Genomic DNA, 17,598 nt, shown 5'->3' with positions numbered 1-17,598 from the left:
GGCGGGCCGACGGACCGGGGCCATCGCTGCCCGGGTGAAAAAACGAAAGAAGGCGCGAAGGCTCGCGCTTAGATGTAGTCGATAGCCTGCGAGAGCTCGAGCTTCATGCCCTTGCGCTCGCGGATCTCCATGATCTTCTCGCGCTGGAGGTTGTCCGAGAGCACGCGGAAGCCGGCGTTCTCCGTGTTCCAGGAGGCGCGACCTTCCGTGGCCGAACGGATGTCCGACGAGAAGCCGATCATCTCTTCGACGGGCGCGATGCCCTCGATGACCATGAGGTCACCTTCCTGGTACATGTCGTCGACGCGGCCGCGGCGACCCTGAATCTCGCCGGAGGCCGAGCCCATGTATTCGGAGGCGACGTCGATGCGGACGTTCTGGATGGGTTCGAGGAGCTTCACCTGACCCGCGATGAGCGAGCGGTGGACCGCGTCACGCGTCGCAGGGATGACCTGGGCGGGACCGCGGTGGATGGTGTCCTCGTGGAGTCGCGCGTCGTGGAGGCGTAGGAGCGTTCCCTGAACGGGCTCCGCGGCGAGCGGACCGTCGTCGAGCGCCTCTTCGAGACCCTCGATGACGAGTTCCATCGTCTCGTTGAGGTGCTGGATACCCTTCGTGTCGTCGATGAGGATGTTCGTCCCGTGGATGTGTTCGACGTTCTGGGACGTGTCCTTGTCCATGCCGGCTTCCTGGAGGGCCTCGCGGCGCTCCAGTTCGGGCATGTCCATCGAGATTTCGCCGAGCTTGATGGAGTCGACGATGTCCTGCGAGAGGGGTTCCGCCGTGATGTAGAACTTGTTGTGGCGGTTCGGGGAGACGCCCTCGACCTCGTGGGACTTGCCCTGGACCTGCTCGCGGTAGACGACAATCGGCTCACCGGTGCGGACCGGGATGCCCTGGTTGTCGCGGATGCGCTGGGTGATGACTTCGAGGTGGAGCTCGCCCTGACCGGAGATGAGGTGCTCGCCCGTGTCCTCGTTAATCTCGATGCGGATGGTCGGGTCTTCCTTCGCGACCTGCTGGAGCGTCTGGATGAGCTTCGGCAGGTCGTCCATGCGCTCTGCCTCGACGGACTTCGTGATGACAGGCTCGGAGATGTGCTCGATGGACTCGAACGGCGTCATCTCGACGGAGGAGACGGTGGAACCGGCGATGGCGTCACGGAGACCCGTGACGGCCGCGATGTTCCCTGCGGGGACACCGCGGTCGAGTTCCTCGCGCTCGCCGCCCATGAAGACACCGACGGACTGGACGCGGTTCTTGCCCGCGGTCCCGGAGACGTAGAGCTCCTGACCCTTGCGGATGGTACCGGAGAAGAGGCGACCCGTCGCGATTTCGCCCGCGTGGGGGTCCATCGAGATGTCGGTCGCCATGAAGACGACTTCGCCGTCGTCGTCGACTTCGCGCATCTGGCGCGCGAGGTCGGACTCGGAGTCACCGCGCCAGACCGTCGGGATACGACGGGGCTGGGCGTCGAGGGGGTCGGGGAAGTGCTCCGCGACCATGTCGAGAACGACGTCCGAAAGCGGCGTGCGCTCGTGGAGTTCCTGACGGTCGCCACCGCGCTCGAGTTCCATGATGTCGCCGAAGGAGATACCGGTCTCCTCCATCGACGGCATGGAGACACCCCACTTGTAGAGGGCGGACCCGAAGGCGACAGTCCCGTCTTCGACGGAGACCGTCCAGTCGTAGTCCTTCTCCTCGGTCATCCCGCGGATGAGCTCGTTGACGTCAGAGATGACGTCGACGAGGCGCTTCTGCATCTCCTCGGGACCTTCCTGCAGCTCGTTGATGAGGCGGTCGACCTTGTTGATGAAAAGCGCCGGCTTGACGCCCTCGCGGAGCGCCTGACGCAGGACCGTCTCGGTCTGCGGCATGGCACCCTCGACGGCGTCGACGACGACGAGCGCACCGTCGACGGCGCGCATCGCGCGCGTCACGTCGCCACCGAAGTCGACGTGGCCCGGCGTGTCGATGAGGTTGATGAGGTGGTTCTCGCCTTCCCATTCGTGGGTCATCGAGACGTTTGCGGCGTCGATGGTGATGCCGCGTTCCTGTTCGTCTTCCTTCGTGTCCATCGCGAGCTGCTGGCCGGCAGTCTCGTCAGAGATCATGCCCGCACCCGCGAGGAGGTTGTCGGAGAGGGTCGTCTTACCGTGGTCGACGTGAGCGGCGATGGCGATGTTCCGGATCTGCTCCGGCTTGTCCATCAGTTTCTCACATTCCTGGACGATCTTCTTTCGTCGGCCCATTATACAGGGGTCTACCGGCAGGAGGGTCAAAAGAGTAGTGTTTTTGCCGAGCGGATTTCCCATTTTCAGCCGCCCTACCGCCGGGGTATGAGCATTTTTGTCACGATAGGCGAGACTGTCCGCCGGACGCGGATCTCGTCGCCCACTCGGCGTAAGAGTCATGTTGATTGATAACATTTCTCAAGTCGAATGGACCTCCGAGTCGTCGGGGGCGCACCGGCAGACCCGTTCTTGAGCGCCGCCGACCTGTTCGAAACCGAGTTCGAGCTTTCGTACCCCGTGTACGTGCGCGTTCGCGATGATCCCGACTCCCGCACGTGGGCCGGCCACTATCAGGACCACCACGTCCTCAACATCTCCCGGCAGGCCGCCACCAGCGCGATGGCCCGCGAACTCGCGCTCCACGAGCTCTCACACATGGCCCGAAACGAAGAGGGCCACGTCTCGCACTACCAGTCCACGCGCGAGGCGGTCTTTCTCGCGCTCGCGGGGCGCACCGTCGAGCGCCGAAAGCTCGCGCACTGCTATCAAATCGCTAACCACTGCAAGGACATCTACGCCGACGACCTGACGCTGTCTGTCGCGCCCGCTGACAAACTCGTCCAGTTCCTCGAATCGCAACTGGCGGCGGCGCTCGCCGACCGACCGCAGGCGTCCGGCCGCCCCGGCTCCCGACTCGTCACCGCGGGTTCGGACCCCGAAATCACGGCCGTGAACGCCGCGTTCGCCCTCGCGCTCGTGGAGCGACACGACCTCGTCGAGTCCGACCACCGGCTGTACGACCTCGCCCACGCCGCGGGCGACGACGCGCCGTCGGTGTCTCTCGAGACGTTCAAAGAGCACTTCCGAACGCTCGCCGACGACCCCTCGAAAAGCGAGTACCGCCGGACGCTCGTCGACGTGGTGAAACACTACGTCGTCAACCCGGGGATGGCCGCCGACTGAGCGCTACGTACCGGCCGCGAGGCGTCAGACGGACGGCGTGGGTCCCACCGGCCCGACCGGACGGCGTCGTCACTCGGCGCGGTGAAAAACGAAAGAGAGTGGAGAGATTACCGGGCTGCTTCGGCGACGCGCTCTTTCTCCTCTTTCTGGGAGATAGCGTACGTCTGGACGTCGTAGTCGGCCGCACCGACGAGCTGCTGTGCGAGCGCCTCGGCGGCGGTGGTCGTCGTCTTGTAGGAGCCGCTGAGCGTGCCCTGCGCGATGAACTTCAGCGCCTCGTCGACGCGGCGCTGCGGGGCGACGTCGACGGCCTGCGGGACCGAGATACCGCCGTACTTGAGTCGGACGGTCTCCTCGCGGGGGCCGGCGTTCTCGACCGCGCGGATGAGCACCTGCACGGGGTTCTCCTCGGTGCGCTCGTTGACGATTTCGAACGCTTCCTTGACGATTTTGCTCGTCTTCTGCTTGTGTCCCGTGTTGTCCTCGGTCTGCATCAGGCGGTTGATGAGCCGCTCGACGATGCTGATTTCGGACTTCTGGAACTGCTTCGAGGCGTGGCGACCCATCGTGTGGGCGATGGGCGTCGCCTTGATGTACCGGCTCATGCTGGGGTCGGTGTACTCCATCTCGGAGACGTCCCAGACGCCGAACAGAAGCGCGTTCTCCTTTGCTTCCTCGCTGCTCGCGGGGGACTCGGGCTCGGGTGCGTCGCTTTCCGACATGGTTAGCGCACCGGCTTTTCAGCGTTCCCGCGGACGAGTTCGATCATCGAGACGCCGTTGACCTTCTCGACCTTGTAGTTGACACCCGAAAGGTCGCCCATCGCGCGACCCTTCGCGCCGCCGATACCGGCGATGGTGACTTCGTCGTGTTCGTCGATGAACGAAATCGCGCCGTCACCGGGACAGAAGGCGGTGACCTGCTTTCCGTTCTTGATGAGCTGAACACGGACGCATTTCCGAATCGCCGAGTTCGGCTGCTTCGCTTCGATACCGACCTTCTCGAGGACGATGCCGCGACCCTGCGGAGCACCCTCGAGCGGGTCGGACTTCTTGCCGAGACCGCGCTCACGGCGCGCGTACTCAGAGTCGGACCAGCGGCGCTTCTGCCGGTCCTGCTTGAGCTTGCGCGCGGCGTATTTGCCGTTCGCCATAGTGAACAACAGTTCCAGATGGAGCTACTTAAGCCTCCCTTTTCGAATCCGGTGAGACGGCTTCAGGAGCGATTAGCGACCCCTAAGGAGGAATCTGAGGTCGTTTCTCCGATTCGAACGACGCCCCCTCCGCGGCGAAGAGGGACTAAACCGCCCGGAGATGGTGTCGTTTCGTCCACCCATGCGAACGACACGCACGCGGGGTGACGCGCCCGTCTGACCGGGTCACTCGCCGCCGCGCTCCCCGACGAGGTCCACGTCGAGGCGGCCGCTGACCTCCCGGCCCGACGCCGGCCCCAGCGTCAGCCCCTCCTCGTCGAACCGCCGCTTGACTCGACGCCGGTACTGCGAGCGAACGTCGACGAGGCTCACGTCCATCGGCGATTCGACCCAGAACTCCGCCTGCAGACCGATCGAACTCCCGGCGAACTCGAGGATGCGCGCGGTCGGCTCCGGGTCGTCGAGCACGCGGTCGTCCTCCCGCGCGGTCTCGACGAGTTCGCGGAGCGCCAACTCCGTGTCGTCGGCGTACGCGACGTCGACGCGCTCGGTGATGCGGTACCGCTCTCGGCCGTACGGGCGGGTGAGCGCGTTCGTCGTGAGTTCCGTGTTCGGCACGGAGATGGTCTCGTTGTTGACCGTCCGCACGCGCGTGACCCGGAAGTCGACCGCCTCGACGACGCCCTCGCCGCCGGGCCACGATATCCAGTCGCCGACGTTGAAGTCCGGGTCGGCCACGAGAAAGAGGCCGCTGATGAGCGCGCCGATGACCTCCTGCCCGGCGACGCCGACGACGAGCGTCAGCGCCGCGACGATGAGCGCGGTGTCGGTCAGCACCGACGCGTAGCCCGCGCCGACGACGCCCGCGAGCGTTGCGAGCGCGATGACGAACGCGTGCGCGTAGGTCTCCGTCGCCGACTGCAACGTCGGGTTGTTCCGGTTCCGGGCGCTGACGAGCCTCGTCACGCCCGGGACGACGAGAAGCCGACCGACCAGATAGACCACGACCGCCGCAGCGGCGAACCCCACGGTCGCGCTCGCGAGCTCCTCGTACTCGGCGAATCCCGTCGGGTCGAGTTGTCCGACCGCGAGCCCGACCGACTGTCGTATCGGCGACATGCGTAGCTCGCCGTTCGGTGGGGACAAAAACGTGTGGTCGGGTCGGCCGCCGCCCTACGTCAACTGGATGTCGTCGATGTCGTAGTGACGACGCGCCAGCTCGCGCGCGGTGTCGATGGTCTTCCCGCTCGCGCCGATGGCGACGCCGCGGTCGGCTTCGGCGACCTCGACGTACGCGACGGTGTCGTTCTGCCGCGAGAGAGTCACGTGTCGGACGGCCGCCGGCGCGAGCGCGCTCGCGACGAACGCCTCCGGCGTGTCGGCGTCCTCGACCAGCTCGACCGACCGACCGAGTTGCCGCTCGACCGACTGGACGGTCCGCCCGCCGGGGCCGATGGCCGTCGCCATGTCGCCCGCGGCGACGAGGAAGACGACCCGGTCCTCGAACACGAGGCAGTCGTGGGCGGTCGCCTCCGTCTCCTCCTCGAAGAGGGCGATGAAGCGCCGGGCCGTATCCGACAGCGTAACTTTCATCGTCAGTCGTCAGACGGTTCGGGTGCCGCGTTGGCGTCCGCGTCCTCGACGTCGAGCGAGCCCATGCGGAGGTCCACGTCGCCGGTGCCGATCGCAATCGGCTTGCCGACGATGACGTTCTCGATGACGCCGTCGAGGTCGTCTTCCTCGCCGTGGATGGCGGCGTCGAGCAGGTGGTTGACCGTGACCTCGAACGCGGCGCGGGCGAGGACGGAGTCCTTCGACCCGGAGATACCGTGACGGCCGATGGACTCGATGGTCCCGTCGTTCGTCATGATGTCCGCGACGAGCATCAGGTGGCGGATGTTCACGTCGTCGAGACCCTGCTCGCGGAGCGTGTTCATCGTCTCGTCGATGATGGCCTCGCGGGCGGCCTCGATGCCGAGCTGCTTGTGCACCTCGTGGATGTTGTTCGAGGTGCTCCGGGAGGCGTCGACGCCCTCGATGGCGAGCGCGTCGCCGAACGCCGAACCCTCGGTGTAGAGGACGAACTCCTCTTCGTCGGTGTCCTCGTTGTTCTCCTTGCGGATGACGACGCGGGAGACCTCCTCGATGCCCTTGAACACGATGTCGCGCAGTTCCTCGACGAGTTGGAGGAGCCGGCGGTAGCTCGGGCTCTCGGGGCCGAACTCGATGAGCGTCCCCTCGCGGCGAGTCTTGATACCGAGCGCGTCCTCGATGGTCTCCGCGATTTCGCTCGCGACGACGCCCTCGTCGTCGTAGGTCGGCCAGCGTTCGAGAAGCGTCTCGTCGTTGAGGTTGATCTGGACGACCATGTCGGCGACGTTCGTCGAGATGTCGCCGAGCGCCAGAATCTTCGTGGACTCGATGTTCCAGACGACCTGGTGGGCGAGTTCGCGGTTGTTCGCGTACTCGTCTTCGAGGTACACGGTCATCATCGGCGTGTCGGGGGTCTTCCGCGCGTCCACCAGTTCGATGAGGCGCGGCAGTCCCTGCGTGACGTCGATTTCGGCGACGCCCGCGTAGTGGAACGTGTTCATCGTCATCTGCGTCCCCGGCTCACCGATGGACTGCGCCGAGACCGTCCCGACGGGGTCGAGCGGGTCGACGCGGGTGTCGAGGTAGCGCGCCTCGACGGCCTGCGCGATTTCGCCGGCCTGTTCGAACGAGACGCCCTCGCGCTCTTCGATGGTCTGGTAGATGCGGTCCTTCAGGCGTCGAGACAGCTCTTTGGACTCGACGACGTCGACGATGGCGTCGTCGACGAACTCGTAGTCGGCGGTTGCGTCGTGTTCAGTCATCGGATTCGACCCCCGCACGGGCGTCGACACGCGGTTCGGCGTGCTCGGAGAGGTTGGTCGGCGGTTCGCGCTCGCCGAGGAAGCGTTCCTTCTCCTCGGCGGAGCTGAACTCCGAGGTGAGGATTCGGTCGGCGATGTTCTCGACGTCGATCGGCGTCTCGTCGTCGGACGAGACCTTCACCGGGCTCGTGCCGTCTTCGCCGAACTCGAACTGAACGATGGTCCCCGACGTGTCGCGGACGGAGCCGTCGTACTGCGCTTCGAGTTCGGAGAGGGCGTTGATGAGCCGACGCTGCAGGTAGCCGGACTTCGAGGTCCGGACTGCCGTGTCGACCAGCCCTTCGCGGCCACCCATCGCGTGGAAGAAGAACTCACGCGGCGTGAGGCCGGCGCGGTAGGAGTTCTCGACGAAGCCGTGGGCCTCGGCCGAGAGGTCGCCTTTCTGGTAGTGGCTCAGGGTGCGACCCTCGTAGCCGCGGTTGATGCGCTCGCCCCGAACCGCCTGCTGGCCGACACAACCGGCCATCTGGGTCAGGTTGAGCATGGACGCACGCGCGCCGGACTTCGACATCACGACCGCGGGGTTGTCCTCCTCGAAGTGGTCCTCCGCGATTTCACCGGCGGAGTCACGCGCCTTGCCGAGGCGCTGCATGATCTTCATCTCCAGCGTCTCGTCGACGGAGCGGCCCGGCAGGGACTCGAGCTCGCCCGCCTCGTAGATTTCGATGAGTTCCTGAATCTTGTCGTAGGCGGCGTCGATGGCCTCGTCGACCTGCGCCGTCGCCTCGTCCGGGATGGACTCGTCGTCGATACCGATAGACAGCCCGAAGTGCATGATGGCGCGCATCGCGAGCGAGGCAATCTCGTTGATGAAGATGCGCGAGCGCGTCTTCGAGTAGTCCTTGGCGAGGGCGTCGACGATTTCGCCACCGAACGCGCCGACGGCGTCCTCGTCGATGGTACCCTGAGTGAGCTGGCCGTCCTCGATGGTGACCGTGTCGCCGACCTTCGAGGTGAACTCCATGTTCAGGTCGTCGGGCAGGAGTTCGGAGAAGATCTGCTGGCCGGTCCAGTAGGACTGGCCGTCCTCGTTTTCGCCCGCGGGCTCGGGGAGCGTGTCCACGCGCGTCGCGCGGAGCAGGTCGAGCGCCTGCGTCTCGACGAACTCGGGGTTGTCGTGGGTGAGCAGGTAGGTTCCCGAGATGTGGTCCTGAATCGCGCCGATGATGTTCTCACCGAAGCGCGGCGAGAGAATCTGCTCTTGGACGCGCATGAGGACGCGCGCCTCGGCACGGGCCTCCTCGTTCTGGAGGGCGTGCATGTTCATCTCGTCGCCGTCGAAGTCGGCGTTGTACGGCGGACAGACGACGGTGTTCAGGCGGAACGTCTTGTACGGCATCACGACGACTTCGTGCGCCATGATGGACATCCGGTGCAGCGACGGCTGTCGGTTGAAGATGACGATGTCGCCGTCGACGAGGTGGCGGTTGACCTCCCAGCCGAGTTCGACCTTCTCCGCGAGTTCCTCGCAGTTCTTTTCTGTCACCTTCAGGCGGCGGCCGTCCGGACGGCGGACGTAGTTCGCGCCGGGGTGGCTCTCGGGTCCGTTACGGACGTACTGGCGAGCCTCGTCGATGTTGCGCTCGGTGACGTTCATCGTCTGGGTCATCTCGGACGCGACGCGGTCCGGGACGCCGACCTCGTTGAGCGACAGGGTCGGGTCCGGCGAGATGACGGTTCGAGCCGAGAAGTTGACGCGCTTGCCGGACAGGGAGCCGCGGAAGCGACCCTCCTTGCCCTTCAGGCGCTGGCTGAGCGTCTTCAGCGGGCGGCCGGAGCGGTGCCGCGCCGGCGGCGTGCCCGAAATCTCGTTGTCGATGAACGTGGTGACGTGGTACTGAAGCAGCTCCCACAGGTCCTCGATAATCAGCTGCGGGGCACCCGCCTCGCGGTTCTCCATGAACCGCTGGTTGATGCGGATGATGTCCACGAGCTTGTGGGTCAGGTCGTCCTCGGAGCGCTGGCCGTTGTCCAGCGTGATGGAGGGACGCGCCGTGACCGGCGGGACGGGGAGGACGGTCAGAATCATCCACTCGGGGCGCGACCGGTCGGGGTCGATGCCGAGCGTGATGAGGTCCTCGTCCGGGATGTCCTCGAACCAGTCGCGGATGTCCGAGGGCATCAGCTTGTTCATGTCCTCTTCCGTGAGGTCGAGGTCGAGCGCCTTTTCGAGCGCTTTGCGGTCGTCGCCGACCGGGCGGAACTCGCCGGCGAGCACCTGGTTGACGCGCTCGGCGTCGAGGCCGGTCTCGTTAGCGAGGGTGACGGGGTCGACGCCCTCGTCGTCCTCGTCGTCGGGGTCGGGCTGCATCGCTTCGGCGATGCGCTCGGAGTAGTCCCCGGCGAGCACGTTCTGGACTTCGTAGTAGGTCGTCGGCTTCTCGTGTTTGATGTCGTGCTGCGGCGAGCCGCAGTGGGGACAGCGGTGGGCCTTGCGGGCCTGCCGAACCGCCGACTTCATCACGTCGCTCCAGTCGTCGCCGAGTTCCTTCGTGCGACCGAGCTTGTCGCGGTACTCGTCGGCCTCCTCCTGCGTGAGCGAGAGGCGACCGCACTCGCGACACGTCGAGCGGAGCAGGCGGCGGATGAGCTTCGTGAAGCCGACGTGGATGACGGGCGCGGCCAGTTCGATGTGGCCGAAGTGCCCGTTACACGACCCGGAGTGCTGGCCGCAGGTGCGGCACTGCAGCCCGGGGTCGATGACGCCCAGCCGCGGGTCCATGAGACCCATGTCGATTGGGTAGCCGTCGTCGTCGTAGGTGTCCGCGGTAATGACCTTCGTCGCGGACATGTCTCGGTACGTCTCCGGGTCCATCAACCCGAACTGGATGCTGCCGATTTCTTTGGGTGTCTGCATTGACATGAGTGGTTAGACCGCGTCCTTGAGCTCGATTCGCGGGCGAACGCCGAGTGCGACCATCTCGTCTAAGAGCAGCTTGAACGCGTAGCTGATGTCGATTTCGTGGATGTTGTCCTCGTCACCGGTGACGGGGTCGTAGATACGACGCTGGTCGCGGTCTTCGACGGCGACCATGCCGGTGTCGGCGGAGATGTAGACCTGCTCCTTGTCGGAGGAGTCGAGCAGGCGCTCCTGGAGCACCATCGCGGCACCGTGGCCGATGACGGTGTCGCGCTCCATCTCCCCGAGACGGAGGCCACCCTCGCGGGCGCGCCCCTCCGTCGGCTGGCGGGTGAGTACCTGCACGGGACCGCGCGAGCGGGCGTGCAGCTTGTTGCTCACCATGTGGTACAGCTTGTGGTAGAAGATGATGCCGACGAAGATTTCGGCCTCGATCTTCTCGCCGGTGACGCCGGAGTACATGACCTCCTTGCCGGAGGACATGAAGCCGCGCTCTTCGAGCGCCGAGCGGAGCTCCTCTTCGTTTTCGCCCTGGAAGGCGGTACCGTCGACGCGGCGGCCTTCGAGCGCACCGACCTTGCCGCCGAGCATCTCCAGCACGTGGCCGACCGTCATGCGCGACGGCAGGGCGTGCGGGTTAAGGACGAGGTCGGGAACGACGCCGTCGGCGGTGAACGGCATGTCCTCCTGGGGTGCCAGGTGGCCCACGACGCCCTTCTGTCCGTGACGGGACGCGAACTTGTCGCCGAGTTCCGGAACGCGCTGGTCGCGGACGGACACCTTGGCGAGCTTCGAGCCGTCTTCGCCCTCCATGAGCGTGACCGTGTCCACGACGCCGGATTCGCCCGAGCGCATCGTGACGGAGGTCTCGCGGCGCTTCTGCGGCGAGAGACCCGCCATGTCGTCGGGTTCCTCGAGGAACCGCGGCGGCGAGGTCTTGCCGAGCAGCACGGAGTTCTCGTCGACGACCGTCTCGGGGTTGACGAGGCCGTCCTCGTCGAGGTGCGAGTACGCGTCTTCACCGCGCGCGCCGCGCACGTCCTGCGACGGAATCTCGAAGCGGTCTTCCTGACCGCCGGGGTAGCGGCGCTCTTCGCCCTCGTAGGTGCGGAAGAAGTGCGAGCGGGCGAGGGCGCGTTCGACGGAGCCCTTGTTCATGACGAGCGCGTCCTCGATGTTGAAGCCCTCGTAGGACATGACGGCCACGACGAAGTTCTGGGCCGCGGGTCGCTCGTCGAACCCGATCTGCTCCGTGGTCTGCGTTTTGACCATCGAGAGCTGCGGGTAGTGCATGAGGTGCTGACGGGTGTCCGGGCGGATGCGGTAGTTCGCCGCGGGCAGCCCGAGCGACTGCTTCATCATCCCTGCACCCATCGTAATGCGGGGCGAAGCGTTGTGTTCCGGGTACGGAATCATCCCGGCACCAATGCCGAAGATGAGCTGCGGGTCGATTTCGAGGTGCGTGTGGTCCTCGTTGAGTTCGTCCTCGTCGACCGCGACGTAGATGTCTTCTTCCTCCTCGGCGTCGATGAACTCGACGAGTCCGCGCTCGACGAGGTCGTCGAAGTCGAGGTCGTTGTTGTCGAGCGCCTCGACGTGGTCGTCGTCGAGGAGCGGCTCGCCGTCTTCGACGACGATGAGCGGACGGCGGGCGCGGCCCGCGTCGGCGTTGATGATGACTTCGCGGGTGCGCTCTTTGACGGAGACGTTCACCATCTGGCTCACGTCGCCGCGGCGGCGCGCCTCTCGAATCTGTGCCGCGAGTTGGTTGGGGTCCGGGTGGGTCCCGACGAGACTACCGTTGACGTATACTTTCGCTTCTCGCTGTGCCTGAGCCATGTTAGTCGTCCGCGGGTGTGGCGTCGACGCTGTCGATGCCGGGGATACCCTCGACACCCATCGACGCGAGTTCTCGTTTCAGCGACTGTTCGTCTTCGACGTTCTGGGAGAGCTCCATCGCCTGCGCGAAGTTCTTCACCAGTCCACAGTTCGGTCCCTCGGGAGTCTCGGAGGGACAGATGCGACCCCACTGGGTCGCGTGCAGGTCGCGCGCCTCGAAGTGCGGCTGCGACCGCGACAGCGGACTGCGGAGGCGGCGAAGGTGCGACAGCACACCCATGTAGTCGGTGCGGTCGACGAGCTGGGAGACGCCGGAGCGGCCGCCGACCCAGTTACCCGTCGCGATGGGGTGTTCGAGCCGCTCTGTGAGCACGTCGGACCGGACGACGGTGTTGACCGTCAGGTTCCGGTTCCGCATGTTAGCGCGCTCGAGCTGGTACTTCACGTCGCGTGCCAGCTTGTTGAGCGCCGTCCGGAAGAGGTCCTTCATGAGGTCGCCGGAGACCTTCAGGCGCTTGTTGGCGTAGTGGTCCTTGTCGTCGGAGTCGCGGCGCTGCAGCGCGAGTTCGAAACACGCCTCGGCCATGCGACAGAGGTAGTACGCCTTGTTCATGCGCACTTCCTCTTCTTCCGCGCCCTCCTCGTGGAGGTGCGGGAGCAGGTAGCGGTCGATGACGTAGTTGGCGCGCTTGAGCTGGTAGTTCTTGCCCTGGCCGCCGGCGACGCGCTTGCCGAGCGCCTCGATGGCCTGCTCTTGGGTCTGCACTTCGGCCTCCTCGAGGTTCTCGAGCATGAACTTCACAATCTCCGGGTCGTCGGAGACGCGGTGGACGATCTCCTCGTCGGATTCGAGGCCGAGCGCGCGGACGAGCGTGACGAAGTTGACGCTCCCGGAGACGGACGGGAACGACACTTCGAGGAGCCCCTCGCGGTTGCGCTCGCAGAGCACGAGCGCGCGGTAACCGCGGCGCTGGCTGAACGTCTTTGCGACCTGAATCTCGTCGCCGTACTTCGTGTCGTACTCGGCGAGAATCTTGTTCGGCGCCAGGTCCTCCGAGGTCATGAGCACGCGCTCGGAGCCGTTGACGATGAAGTAGCCACCGGGGTCGACGGGGTCCTCGCCGATTTCGACGAGGTCCTCGTCGGAGAGTTCCGCGATGTTACACTTCGAGGAGCCGACCATGATGGGCATCCGGCCGACCTTCGTCTCGGCGGTGTCGACGACGACCTCCTCTTCTTCTTCGCCGCCGCGGACGATGGACATCTCCATGAACACGGGGGCGGAGTAGGTGATGTTGCGCAGGCGGGCTTCCTGCGGGAAGAGCAGTTCCTCGGAGCCGTCGGCCTCGCGGACGCGGGGCGTCTCCACGCGGACGCCACCGAGTTCGACATAGACGGGTTCCTCGCCCTCCTTGTCGCCGATGTCGGTCTCGATGGTCGCCTTCTCTTCGACGACGTCCATCATGCCGCGTTCGAGGAACGCGTTGAACGAGCGGAAGTGGTGTTCAGCGAGCCGTTCTTCGGAGAAGTACTTGCGAGAGACCTCGCGTCGCGCTTGTCGGTTCATTCGATCACCAGTCGGTATACGACTGCTTTGTCTGTCGTTCGAGAGTTCCGAACGATCTTGATGACGTCGCCGGGCTCTGCGTCCTCGGGGAGCGCCGGGTCCTTCAGCTTGATCTTCGGGAGGTTCGTCTTCTCGACGTTATACTCCTGTAACACGTCCTCGACGGCCTCGTCGTCGAGTTTCGTGTGTTCCGGAACCAGTTTGTGTTGGCTTACGTCTACCATGTATGGTGCTGCTGGGTGCTGGAAGAAGCTGTCACGGGATACTACGGCTGATTTTGGGACGCACCCATTTAACACTTGCCAACTGCGTCGAAGAAAGGCAACGCTATCGGAGGTCACGCACCGGAGATGCGCGAATCGTCACGTGTTGGCATGGGGTATCGCGATATAAATGTCTTCGGGGCAAGAATCGCGGTACCGCGGGCCAAGGGCAACCCAGATGGTAAGTCTTATCTATAAACCTCGGCTACGGATGAGTGCAGACGGAGGGCCCGGGTGGTGTAGTGGCCCATCATACGACCCTGTCACGGTCGTGACGCGGGTTCAAATCCCGCCTCGGGCGCTCTCCGTACCGCAAACTCACTTCAGTAAGCCCGGGTGGTGTAGTGGCCCATCATACGACCCTGTCACGGTCGTGACGCGGGTTCAAATCCCGCCTCGGGCGTACTTTTCGATGAATTACTCGCTGAGCGCCGAGTCTCGTCTCGGCGCGGCCGTGATTCTCGTGAATACCCCAAAAGGGATTGAACCCGACGACGAGCGAGTGAAACGAGCGACGTCGGTACGGTTCAAATCCCACCTCGGGCGCTTCTCTGATTTCAACTCCTCCAGCGAGGTGTCTCGTCGCCGAGCGACAGCGAGTGAAATCTGTAAGCGACGACAGGCGTGCTTTTCGACGAATTACTCGCCGAGCGCCGTGAGGGACGTCACTACCGCCATATTCTCGCGTGACGTCTGTACAGTATCGTGAACAGCACAACCGACGGGCGGGTCGTCGTCGTGACCGGCGCGAACGAAGGTATCGGCTACCACACGCTGAGGGCGCTCCTGAAGAAGGGCTATCGGGTCGCCGGGGTCGATATCAACGTGGACAGCCTTCGCCCGCTTCGGGAGACGTACCCCGACCGCATCCGCGTCTACGAGTGCGACGTGACGAACGACGACGACGTGGAGGCGGCGGTGGCTGGACTCCTGGACGAGTGGGGACACATCGACATCCTCCTCAACAACGCAGCGATATTCAACTTCGGCTTGTTCGACGACCGAACACTCGACGACACGCGCGAGGAGTTCGAGGTGAACTACTTCGGCTACCTTCGAATGATACGGGCCGTCCTGCCCCACATGCGGGCCCGAAACTCGGGGCACATCCACAACGTGAGCTCCGGCGTCGGGCTCGTCGGCACGCCGGGACTATCTGGGTACGCGTCGACGAAGGGCGCAATCGAGGCGTTCACCCGTTCGCTTCGGATGGAACTGCAACGCGAGAACGTCTCCTGTTCGGTGATGCACCCGCCTTACACCGCCACCCGGTCGGCGGCCCGACTCGGGCTCCCGTCGTCGATGATGAGTGACCCCGAAGACGTGGGGCGGAAGTTCGCCGACAAAATCGAATCTACCCGTCTCGTCATCACCGCCGACCTGACGACCAGAATCGGGCTGTACCTCGCCCGCCGCTTCCCGTTCATCGTCAAGCGGGGTACCAAACAGTTCCTCGACGAGCGCGAGGCGGCCGTCGAATCGGGCGAGCGGTGACGTGCGGTGAGCGCCGGACTCACCCGACCATCCCGCCCACAGCCCCGCCAATTGCCACGCCGACCAACGCCGCCACGAGCGTCCCGAACGCATACCGAGCCGCCGTGTCGTACTCACCCGCGTCAACGAGTTCGGCGACGCCGACCGCGAACGACGAGAAGGTCGTGAAGGCCCCGCAGAATCCGGTTCCGGCGAGCGTCACCGCCGCATCGCCGACGGGCGCGGAGACGAGAAACCCCAGCGCGACGCTTCCGAGGACGTTGACGGTGACGGTGCTCCACTTGCCGACGATTCGCTGGTCGACGGTGTGCCGAGAGACCGCGCCGGCCATCCCACCGACGCCGACGAGGACCGCCGGGAGAAGCGAGAGACTCATCGTCGTCCTCCGAACGCGAGTCCGAGTGCTGCGGCGGCGAAACCGAGCGCGTAGTTCGCGCCGACGTTGAGCGCGCCGCCCGCCGGCGACAGCGACGCGGTCTGGACGGCGAACGTGCTGTACGTCGTGAACGACGAGAGCAGCCCGGTCCCGAAGAACAACTGCGCCCGGCGAGAGGAGACCGACGTGATGAACGTCCCGAGGACGAAGCCCCCGAGGACGTTCACGGCGAGGGTGCCGCCCGCGCCGGGAATCACGACGGAGACGCCGTAGCGCAGTATCGCACCGGCGAATCCACCGAGGGCGACTAACGCCAGTTCCGAGCGGTCCATACGGCTCTTCTCCGGGCAGACTACTCCACGGTTTCGGAACCGTCACGCTCGGGAACCGCCCGCGGCGTCGCGCCCCCGTCCGGCGTCTCTCGGGGACGGACCCGCACGTCGTGGACCGTCTCCGCGGTGTCGTCGACGACGAGGGCGCAGCCGCGTTCCCGCGGGAGCCGAGCGCGGAGCGATTCGTCGAAGTACGTCGGGTCTGCGGCCGAAATCGCCGACACGTCGGGACCGGCGGTGAGTCGGTGGATGACCCGGAGGTCAGCCTGCGAGACGGCGACCTCGGGGAGCGCGGAGGGCCGCTGGGTCGCGAGAACGACGCCGACGCCGGGTGCTCGCCCGCGCGTGAGAAGTGTCCGAAGCGCGGAGTCTGCGAGCCCGCCGACGAACGCGTGGGCCTCGTCGAGAAGCATCCACGGGATGCGGGAGACAGCGTCCGCGACGCGGGCGTCGTAGAGGCCGCGGGCGACGACGCGGACGACGGCGCTCGCGGGAGTCTCGTCCAGTCCGGAGAGGTCGAGCACGTCGGGCGCGGGACCGCAGAGCGACCTCGGGTCGAGCCCGTCGGGGTGGAACACGTCCCACGAGTCGGCGAGCGCGAGGTGGTTCGCCGCGGCTCTGCGCGTCTCGGGCGCGGCGTCGGCGTCGTCGACCGCCCCGCGCATCGCCAACAGCGAGTCTTCCTCGGCCGCGAGTCGCCACACGAGCGACCCCGCGGGGGCGGTCGGGTCGAGACCGAGCAGGTCCGGCCACGCGCTCGGCGGGAGCGCGTCGGCCCGGACGCTCGGCGCGTCGTGGACCGTCCCGTCTATCGGTGACGCTTCGAGGCCGTCGAAGACGCCCATCGGGTCGATGACGACCGGCGCGACGCCCGCGGCGCGCGCCAGGCCCTCGGCGACGACGCCGAGCGTGTGGGATTTCCCGCTTCCGCGCTTGCCGACGACGACCGCCGCGTGCGGGCGGTTCACGTCGAGGCCGACGGCCGCGCCGTCGCTCCCGTCGCGGGCGCGGTAGTTCCCGAACCGGCAGACAGGACCATCTTCGTCCGAGTCGCGGCCGATGGTGTGCATGGCGCGGACTGGTCCCGCGATGCGACTTGAACCTCCGGACGAGAGTTTATATACGAACCCGCGGCCAGACGGTCCATGCTCGATACGTTTCGGTCAGACACGCGCGCCATCGAAGGGCTCCCGGTCCGCCTCGTCGTCGCTCTCGTGGTCGGCGTCGCCAGCATGAGCGTCATGCTCAACATGCTCTCGGGAGTGCAGGGACTCGCCACCTCGGAGCTCGACGTAAAGCCGACGCCCGACGTGGTCGGTCCCGGCGCACAGACGCTCGATTTCACCGTCGTCGACCACGAGGGGGACCCCGTCGAGGGCGCGACGGTCATCGTCAAGTCCGGAACCGCGGAAATCGACGGCGTGGCGACGGCGAAGACGGGAGACGGGGGTTCAGCGACCGTTCGCGTCGACGCCGAACTCGGCGCGAACCGCGAGGACGGAACGCTCGTCGTGGACGTGAAACCGCCCGCGGGGGGCTCCTTCGTCGACCGCCGCGAGAACACGAACGTGCTGGTCGTCCAAGACTGAGGTGGACGGCTGC

At 65.8% G+C, this 17,598-nt stretch carries 16 protein-coding genes and 2 tRNA genes; 5 read left to right on the top strand and 13 right to left on the bottom strand.

The genetic code is table 11. The annotated features are described in order from the left end of the window. Nucleotides 1-68: 68 nt before the first annotated feature. Nucleotides 69-2,252, bottom strand: coding sequence for an elongation factor EF-2 (locus C5B91_RS00370; RefSeq protein WP_008091511.1), 2,184 nt, complete (start codon nt 2,250-2,252; stop codon nt 69-71). A 189-nt stretch (nt 2,253-2,441) separates the two neighbouring features. On the opposite strand from C5B91_RS00370, the gene C5B91_RS00365 reads away from it, so the two are divergent. Further along, on the top strand, nt 2,442-3,197 hold the full coding sequence (locus tag C5B91_RS00365; RefSeq protein WP_115818940.1) for a DUF5781 family protein: 756 nt from the start codon (nt 2,442-2,444) through the stop codon (nt 3,195-3,197). 107 nt (nt 3,198-3,304) lie between these two features. Here the strand turns inward: C5B91_RS00365 and C5B91_RS00360 are convergent, their stop codons facing one another. The 9 genes from C5B91_RS00360 to C5B91_RS00320 form a co-directional block, all read right to left on the bottom strand. After that, nucleotides 3,305-3,919, bottom strand: coding sequence for a 30S ribosomal protein S7 (locus tag C5B91_RS00360; protein ID WP_008091508.1), 615 nt, complete (start codon nt 3,917-3,919; stop codon nt 3,305-3,307). Between the two features lie 2 nt (nt 3,920-3,921). Further along, entirely contained in the window at nt 3,922-4,350 is a 429-nt protein-coding gene (locus C5B91_RS00355) for a 30S ribosomal protein S12 (protein ID WP_004044570.1), read from the bottom strand. Between the two features lie 225 nt (nt 4,351-4,575). Continuing rightward, nucleotides 4,576-5,469 (bottom strand): mechanosensitive ion channel family protein, encoded by an 894-nt coding sequence (locus C5B91_RS00350; RefSeq protein ID WP_115818939.1) that lies wholly within the window; start codon nt 5,467-5,469, stop codon nt 4,576-4,578. 54 nt (nt 5,470-5,523) lie between these two features. Beyond that, nucleotides 5,524-5,943 (bottom strand): NusA-like transcription termination signal-binding factor, encoded by a 420-nt coding sequence (locus C5B91_RS00345; protein ID WP_004973575.1) that lies wholly within the window; start codon nt 5,941-5,943, stop codon nt 5,524-5,526. 2 nt (nt 5,944-5,945) lie between these two features. Beyond that, nucleotides 5,946-7,205 (bottom strand): DNA-directed RNA polymerase subunit A'', encoded by a 1,260-nt coding sequence (gene rpoA2, locus C5B91_RS00340; RefSeq protein WP_049968011.1) that lies wholly within the window; start codon nt 7,203-7,205, stop codon nt 5,946-5,948. After that, nucleotides 7,198-10,122, bottom strand: a complete 2,925-nt coding sequence (locus tag C5B91_RS00335; RefSeq protein WP_115818938.1) for a DNA-directed RNA polymerase subunit A' — start codon at nt 10,120-10,122, stop codon at nt 7,198-7,200. Before C5B91_RS00335 ends, rpoA2 begins: the two co-directional genes overlap by 8 nt. Before the next feature lie 12 nt (nt 10,123-10,134). After that, nucleotides 10,135-11,964, bottom strand: a complete 1,830-nt coding sequence (rpoB, locus tag C5B91_RS00330) for a DNA-directed RNA polymerase subunit B (protein ID WP_008091495.1) — start codon at nt 11,962-11,964, stop codon at nt 10,135-10,137. A gap of 1 nt (nt 11,965) precedes the next feature. Beyond that, nucleotides 11,966-13,531: a DNA-directed RNA polymerase subunit B'' gene (locus tag C5B91_RS00325; RefSeq protein WP_004969057.1), complete on the bottom strand. Its 1,566-nt coding sequence runs from the start codon at nt 13,529-13,531 to the stop codon at nt 11,966-11,968. Then, a complete protein-coding gene (locus C5B91_RS00320) occupies nt 13,528-13,755 on the bottom strand; it encodes a DNA-directed RNA polymerase subunit H (protein ID WP_004044577.1) in 228 nt (75 codons plus the stop codon). Before C5B91_RS00320 ends, C5B91_RS00325 begins: the two co-directional genes overlap by 4 nt. Before the next feature lie 267 nt (nt 13,756-14,022). On the opposite strand from C5B91_RS00320, the gene C5B91_RS00315 reads away from it, so the two are divergent. The 3 genes from C5B91_RS00315 to C5B91_RS00305 all read left to right on the top strand — a co-directional run bounded on the left by C5B91_RS00315 (nt 14,023) and on the right by C5B91_RS00305 (nt 15,288). Further along, nucleotides 14,023-14,095, top strand: a tRNA-Asp gene (locus tag C5B91_RS00315). 29 nt (nt 14,096-14,124) lie between these two features. Continuing rightward, a tRNA-Asp gene (locus tag C5B91_RS00310) sits at nt 14,125-14,197 on the top strand. Between the two features lie 302 nt (nt 14,198-14,499). Beyond that, the gene (locus tag C5B91_RS00305; RefSeq protein WP_008091488.1) at nt 14,500-15,288 is read left to right on the top strand and encodes an SDR family oxidoreductase; all 789 of its coding nucleotides are present in this window, start codon (nt 14,500-14,502) and stop codon (nt 15,286-15,288) included. A 19-nt stretch (nt 15,289-15,307) separates the two neighbouring features. On the opposite strand, the gene C5B91_RS00300 is transcribed toward C5B91_RS00305, so the two are convergent. The 3 genes from C5B91_RS00300 to C5B91_RS00290 are packed head-to-tail and all read right to left on the bottom strand — an operon-like array spanning nt 15,308 to nt 17,066. Continuing rightward, a complete protein-coding gene (locus C5B91_RS00300) occupies nt 15,308-15,664 on the bottom strand; it encodes a CrcB family protein (protein ID WP_008091486.1) in 357 nt (118 codons plus the stop codon). After that, nucleotides 15,661-15,996 carry a CrcB family protein gene (locus C5B91_RS00295; RefSeq protein ID WP_049968009.1) on the bottom strand — a complete coding sequence of 112 codons (336 nt, stop codon included), beginning with the start codon at nt 15,994-15,996 and terminating at the stop codon, nt 15,661-15,663. The genes C5B91_RS00300 and C5B91_RS00295 overlap by 4 nt, the downstream gene beginning before the upstream one ends. Nucleotides 15,997-16,016: 20 nt before the next feature. Next, nucleotides 16,017-17,066 carry an ATP-binding protein gene (locus C5B91_RS00290; protein ID WP_008091481.1) on the bottom strand — a complete coding sequence of 350 codons (1,050 nt, stop codon included), beginning with the start codon at nt 17,064-17,066 and terminating at the stop codon, nt 16,017-16,019. 75 nt (nt 17,067-17,141) lie between these two features. Here C5B91_RS00290 and C5B91_RS00285 point away from each other — a divergent pair, with 75 nt between their 5' ends. Further along, complete coding sequence (locus C5B91_RS00285; protein ID WP_008091480.1) at nt 17,142-17,585, top strand: hypothetical protein; 444 nt, start codon at nt 17,142-17,144, stop codon at nt 17,583-17,585. Nucleotides 17,586-17,598: the final 13 nt, after the last annotated feature.

Source organism: Haloferax sp. Atlit-10N (genome assembly GCF_003586325.1).
GTDB classification, from domain to species: domain Archaea; phylum Halobacteriota; class Halobacteria; order Halobacteriales; family Haloferacaceae; genus Haloferax; species Haloferax prahovense.
Note: the sequence above shows the minus strand (reverse complement) of the source record. Positions and strands in the feature narration are given on the sequence as shown.

Excerpts from the sequence above, each read along its gene's own strand:
- C5B91_RS00295 (WP_049968009.1), bottom strand. The coding sequence starts at position 15,996 with ATGGACCGCTCGGAACTGGCGTTAGTCGCCCTCGGTGGATTCGCCGGT.
- C5B91_RS00360 (WP_008091508.1), bottom strand. The coding sequence starts at position 3,919 with ATGTCGGAAAGCGACGCACCCGAGCCCGAGTCCCCCGCGAGCAGCGAG.
- C5B91_RS00345 (WP_004973575.1), bottom strand. The coding sequence starts at position 5,943 with ATGAAAGTTACGCTGTCGGATACGGCCCGGCGCTTCATCGCCCTCTTC.
- rpoB (WP_008091495.1), bottom strand. The coding sequence starts at position 11,964 with ATGGCTCAGGCACAGCGAGAAGCGAAAGTATACGTCAACGGTAGTCTC.
- C5B91_RS00285 (WP_008091480.1), top strand. The coding sequence starts at position 17,142 with ATGCTCGATACGTTTCGGTCAGACACGCGCGCCATCGAAGGGCTCCCG.
- C5B91_RS00355 (WP_004044570.1), bottom strand. The coding sequence starts at position 4,350 with ATGGCGAACGGCAAATACGCCGCGCGCAAGCTCAAGCAGGACCGGCAG.
- C5B91_RS00335 (WP_115818938.1), bottom strand. The coding sequence starts at position 10,122 with ATGCAGACACCCAAAGAAATCGGCAGCATCCAGTTCGGGTTGATGGAC.
- C5B91_RS00365 (WP_115818940.1), top strand. The coding sequence starts at position 2,442 with ATGGACCTCCGAGTCGTCGGGGGCGCACCGGCAGACCCGTTCTTGAGC.
- rpoA2 (WP_049968011.1), bottom strand. The coding sequence starts at position 7,205 with ATGACTGAACACGACGCAACCGCCGACTACGAGTTCGTCGACGACGCC.
- C5B91_RS00370 (WP_008091511.1), bottom strand. The coding sequence starts at position 2,252 with ATGGGCCGACGAAAGAAGATCGTCCAGGAATGTGAGAAACTGATGGAC.
- C5B91_RS00350 (WP_115818939.1), bottom strand. The coding sequence starts at position 5,469 with ATGTCGCCGATACGACAGTCGGTCGGGCTCGCGGTCGGACAACTCGAC.
- C5B91_RS00300 (WP_008091486.1), bottom strand. The coding sequence starts at position 15,664 with ATGAGTCTCTCGCTTCTCCCGGCGGTCCTCGTCGGCGTCGGTGGGATG.
- C5B91_RS00290 (WP_008091481.1), bottom strand. The coding sequence starts at position 17,066 with ATGCACACCATCGGCCGCGACTCGGACGAAGATGGTCCTGTCTGCCGG.
- C5B91_RS00320 (WP_004044577.1), bottom strand. The coding sequence starts at position 13,755 with ATGGTAGACGTAAGCCAACACAAACTGGTTCCGGAACACACGAAACTC.
- C5B91_RS00325 (WP_004969057.1), bottom strand. The coding sequence starts at position 13,531 with ATGAACCGACAAGCGCGACGCGAGGTCTCTCGCAAGTACTTCTCCGAA.